4 protein-coding genes are annotated in these 4,226 nt (G+C 77.2%); 1 reads left to right on the plus strand and 3 read right to left on the minus strand.

Features of this window, described 5'->3' with window-relative positions; genetic code table 11:
• The 3 genes from ACYVOF_RS04335 to ACYVOF_RS04345 all read right to left on the minus strand — a co-directional run.
• Positions 1-752 (minus strand): lysophospholipid acyltransferase family protein (locus ACYVOF_RS04335; RefSeq protein ID WP_460864281.1); only part of this gene is annotated, 752 nt, incomplete at its 3' end.
• Positions 753-819: 67 nt separating this feature from the next.
• The gene (locus ACYVOF_RS04340; protein WP_460864282.1) at positions 820-2,400 is read right to left on the minus strand and encodes a DNA polymerase Y family protein; all 1,581 of its coding nucleotides are present in this window, start codon (positions 2,398-2,400) and stop codon (positions 820-822) included.
• Positions 2,397-3,425, minus strand: coding sequence for a hypothetical protein (locus ACYVOF_RS04345; protein ID WP_460864283.1), 1,029 nt, complete (start codon positions 3,423-3,425; stop codon positions 2,397-2,399). Before ACYVOF_RS04345 ends, ACYVOF_RS04340 begins: the two co-directional genes overlap by 4 nt.
• A gap of 367 nt (positions 3,426-3,792) precedes the next feature.
• Between ACYVOF_RS04345 and ACYVOF_RS04350 the strand changes: the two genes are divergently transcribed.
• Positions 3,793-4,226 (plus strand): DUF222 domain-containing protein (locus ACYVOF_RS04350; protein ID WP_460864284.1); only part of this gene is annotated, 434 nt, incomplete at its 3' end.

Here is a 4,226-nt window from a genome sequence, read left to right on the forward strand (position 1 = left end):
CCGGCGTCGTCGAGCGCGAGGGCCTCGGCCGGCTCGGGCGCGCTGCCGCCGAGGTGGCGCGGCAGCCACCACGGGTCCTCCCCGGGGGCCGGCGAGTCCGGGTAGCCGCGCTGGACCTGCTCGAGCATCGTCGCCATCTGCTCGCGGAGCCGGTCACCGAGCTCGGCGACGGCCGCGTCGTGCCCGGCGTCGTCGGCCGCGGGGGGTGGCGGGTCGAGGGGGTCGCCGACCAGGACCGTCACCGCGACGCCGCGGCGCCGGAGGTCGCGTCGTCCCCCCACGGTGATGAGACGGTGTGCGCCCCAGGTGATCACGGGGACGATCGGCACCTGCTCGCGGACCGCGAGGCTGGCCGCGCCCAGCTTGAACGGTCGCAGGGTCCACGAGCGGCTGATGGTGGCCTCGGGGAACACGCCGACCAGCTCGCCGTGCTGCAGCGCGCGCTCGGCGTGGCGGTAGGCGAGCTCGCCGTGGCGGCGGTCCACCGGCACGTGGTGCATCGCGCGCATGAACGGCCCCGTCACGGGGTTGTCGAAGCTGGCCTGCTTCGCCATGAAGCGGATGAGCCGACGTCGTTCGTGCGCCGCCAGCCCGACGACGGCGAAGTCGAGGTAGCTGACGTGGTTTATCGCCACGACCGCGGCGTCCCCCTCGGGCAGGTGCTGCGCGCCGCGGATGTCGATCTGCAGGCCGAGGAGGACGAACAACCCGCGGAACCCGGCCACCACCACCCGGTACACCAGGTCGCGCACTCCCCACCTCCGTCACGCTCGTCCGTCCTCCCTGCTTCGTCGCCGGGGGACGGGTGAGTTCACCACCTCAGTCGTAGACCCCCTCCACCTGCCACCGTGCCCCGTCGCGCAGCAGCAGCAGGGCCTGCTCCGGTCCGGCTCCCTCGGCCTCGAGCACCACCTGCAGGCGGTCGCCGTGGCGCGCGCACCCCGGGTCCCACCACCGCTCGACCACCGGCCACGGCCCGGCCCACGCGCGGACCCCGCGCACCCGCCCGTCCAGCACGAGGGCGGCCGGGTCCGCGGAGAGCTCGCCGCGTTCGGTCACGGCCAGCTCGGCCCCGGTGGCGTCGAGCACCCCCACCGGGGTCGGCTGCACGGGGACGGTGCCCGGCGACGGGGCGGGCACCCGTCCGGGCCAGGGTGCGTCGGGGTCGGCCGCGGGCACGAGCTCGTCACCCCAGCTCAGCATCGTGACCTGCTCGGCGGGTCCGCGACCGCCGCTGCGGACCGCGGTGCGCACCGCGTCACCGCCCAGCAGGCCCTGCACCCGCACGAGCGTGCGGCGGGCGCGCTCGTCACCCTCGCCCACCCCGCCCCAGAAGCCCAGCTGCAGCGCACCGGCGGTGACGACCTCGACGGGTTCGAGGCGCAGCAGCGTGACCCCGGCGGTCGGTCGGGTCCCTCCCCGGCCGGTCAGCCAGCCGTCGAGCTGCCAGCGCACCCGGTCGGCGGTGCCCGCGGGGGTCAGCGGCTCGGCGCAGCGCCACGTCCGGGCCAGCTCCTCGCCGTTGCCGGTGGTGGCCCGGACCAGCAGCCGGGTGCACGCCACCCCGGCGGCACCCAGGGACACGTGCAGCCGCTCCGCCAGGGCACGGGCGGCGAAGGCGGCCGCGTCGACCCGGTCCAGCGGGGGGTCGCAGCGTTGCTCCACCTCGAGGTCGGGCGGCAGGGAGCGGGCCGCGGCGGTGCGCTCGGGCAGCCCCCGCGCGCTGCGGTGGGCGAGCACGGCGTCGGACCCGAAGCGCGAGGCCACGTCCCGGGCGTCGAGCGCGGCGAAGGCCCCGATCGTGTGGAGCCCGAGACGGCGCAGCAGGTCGACCAGCTCACCCCGGTCGGCGGAGGCCAGGCTGGGCTCGGCCGCCAGCTCGGCCACGCCCAGCGGGGCCAGGAACCGCGCCGTCCCGCCGGGGGGGACCAGCGCACCGCGCCGGGCGGCGACCACCGCGGCGGACAGCTCGTCGGCCACCCCGACCTGGCACTCGACCCCGGTGGCGGCGACCTCGTCGACCAGCCGCTCGGCCGCGGCCGCCTCCCCGCCGAAGTAGCCCGCGGGTCCCCGGGCCGCCAGGACGAGCAGACCGGGTCGCAGCACCTCCACCCCGGGCGCGAGCTCGTCGACCGCCGCGGCGACCGGCTCGAACATGCGGCCGTCACGCTCCACGTCGACCCCGGCCACGTGGAGCTGGGGGCAGCGGGCCTGGGCCTCCCTGCGGCGCAGGCCGCGTCGGACGCCCTCGGACCGGGCGGTGGCCGAGCAGGCCACCACGCGGTTGGCGGAGACGACGGCGACCGGGTGGTGCGCGGGCAGCTCGGCCAGGGCGGCCGCGGTCGTGGCGGGCCAGTCCGGGCACCACAGCGCCAGGGTGCGTCGGGCCCGGGACGTCACGTGCCCGTCCGCTCCAGCGCGGCCGGCGGCTCGGACACGGCGCTCCAGCGCACCGCACCCCGCTCGGACCGCAGGCTCACCTCCCCGGTGCGCTCCCGGTTCGCTTGCCCCCGGCCCCGCACCCGTACCAAGAGCTCGCGCCCCGCGACCCGGCCGTGCCCCCACCCCAGCCCCAGGTGCGCCGTCACCTCGGCGTGCAGCTCGAGCTCCACGCCGGGCCACGTGCCGCCGACCACCGCCAGCACCGCACCTCGGTGACGTGCCCGGGCCACCACCGCGCGGGCCCGCGAGGGGGTCACGGCGAGGCCGGCGAGGTCGAGCACGACGAGGTCCATGCCGTCGAGGAGCACGGCCGCCACGTCCACCGGGTCGCTGCCCGGGTGCGGGACCAGCGCGACCCGGCGCAGGTCGGCGCCCATCTCCGCCGCGGCCAGCACACCCAGGTCCGGGTGTCCCACCACCCCGGCCCAGCCCCCGGCGGCGGTCACGCCCGCCAGCAGGCCCGTGACCAGCGAGCTCGAGCCCGACAGCCCGACCACGCTGCCGCGCACCAGCCCACCGCGCGGCAGCAGCCGACGCAACGGCGCGGGCACGGTCACGACCCCGTCGTCCTCGGGGTCGGCCGACGGCGCGGAGGATCGGCTCCCGACCTCACCGGCCCGGGCCCCGGTCGCGGGCACGGCCGCGAGGCGGCGGCGCAGCTGGGCGATCTGCTGGTCGCGGTCCGGTGCCTCGACGTCCTCGCCCGGTCGGGCCAGGGGGGCGGGAGCGCGGTCGGTCGCCGCGGCCAGGTCCTCGTCGGGGGCGAGGTCCCACCACGCCTGGTCGTCCCCCGGGTCGTCCGGGTGCTCGACCTGCCCGTCACCCAGGTCGAGCTCGACGTCGACGAGGTCGCTCTCCGGGGCGAGGTCCAGGCGGGCCTGGTCCCCGTCCACCGCCACCTCGGGCCACTCGTCGCCGGGCCAGTCGTCGACCGCCCAGTCGTCCTGGTCCGAGCCACCCGTCCCCACCAGTGCCACCGCCACCGCGCACCTCCGCCTGCTGCGTCCCGTGTGCAGACGCCGTGGGGAAGTCACGGCCACCGCATCGAACGTGTGTTCGACTGGATAAGTGAACCGCGACCCGGACCCCGTCGTCAAGCCCGGTCGCGGCCCTGTGGACAACCGGTGGCACGTTGTCCACAGGGTGATCCGGACCCGTGGTTCTCGTCGGTCCACCTTCATAGAATCGCACACGTGTTCGATACCTTGACCTCTGACGCGGCCGCTGTGGCGGCGCTGCGTGCTGCGGGTCGGGCCGAGTCGGCCGCGACGGCGGCGAAGCTGCGGTTGGCGGCGGGGTTGGTCGCGGACCGGCGGCGCGGGTCGGACCCGGACGCCGCCGGAGTTCGCCGTGCTGGAGGTCGGGGAAGCGCTGGGGATCTCGACGCACGCGGCGCGGCTGGTGGTGTTCCACGGGGAGCAGCTGCGCGACGACGTCCCCGCGCTCGGGCGTGCGTTGGCCGCTGGGGACCTGACCTGGGTGGTGTGCCGCACCCTGTTGGACCGGCTCACCCACCTCGCCGGGGATGCGGTCGATGTGTCGGTGCGGGCCCGGGTGGAGGAGCAGATGCTGGACCGGGTGCAGGGTAGGGCGCTGACCGCGGGGGCGGCCGGGGCCGCGTGTGACCGGGTGCTGGCCTCGGTCGACCCGGCCCTGCTCCGGGCGCGGGCCCGCAAAGCCTTAGGGGACCGGGAGGTGCGGGTGTACCCGGAGACCGACGGCATGGCCGGGGTCCACGGGCTGCTCGGGGCGCAGGACGGGCGGGCCGTCGATGCCCGGCTCGA

Source organism: Rhodococcus aerolatus, from assembly GCF_054783215.1.